Source organism: Acetobacter pomorum (assembly GCF_002738225.1).
Taxonomy (GTDB): domain Bacteria; phylum Pseudomonadota; class Alphaproteobacteria; order Acetobacterales; family Acetobacteraceae; genus Acetobacter; species Acetobacter pomorum.
In genome coordinates this window covers 1-370 of record NZ_PEBQ01000053.1, presented here as the reverse complement: position 1 = coordinate 370, position 370 = coordinate 1, and the positions used below count along the sequence as shown (strand labels likewise).

The following is a 370-nucleotide window of genomic DNA, read 5'->3' as shown; positions in this document are numbered from 1 at the left end:
CCCTTGGCCAGACCAGCCTGGAGACGGCGACCTGTGGCACCATACGCGCACGACTGCTCAAAATCGCGACAGTCGTAAAGATCAGCGTCCGTCGGATTGTCCTGTCCATGCCGGACATGTTCCCTTGCCAGCACGAATTCGCCCTCGCTCATGCACGATTGCGAAGGCTCCGGCAGGCCGTCTGACGAAACAGACAGCGCATAGGCCACATACTCACCGCCAACACTGCCTTCTCAGGCCGTGACGCCCTCACTGCGTTCAGAATCTGCCCGCCAGGACAGAAAACCGTCGGTAAGCCAGATCAGACGTATAGGAAGTCCTGAACAACCAGAAAATGATCCAAAATTACTCCATCTGTGAGATTTCCGCG

General features: G+C 56.8%; 1 protein-coding gene. It reads left to right on the top strand.

Features of this window, described 5'->3' with window-relative positions; all coding sequences use genetic code 11:
• Window positions 1-185 (top strand): transposase (locus CSR02_RS03675; protein WP_208616797.1); only part of this gene is annotated, 185 nt, incomplete at its 5' end.
• Window positions 186-370 lie beyond the last annotated feature (185 nt).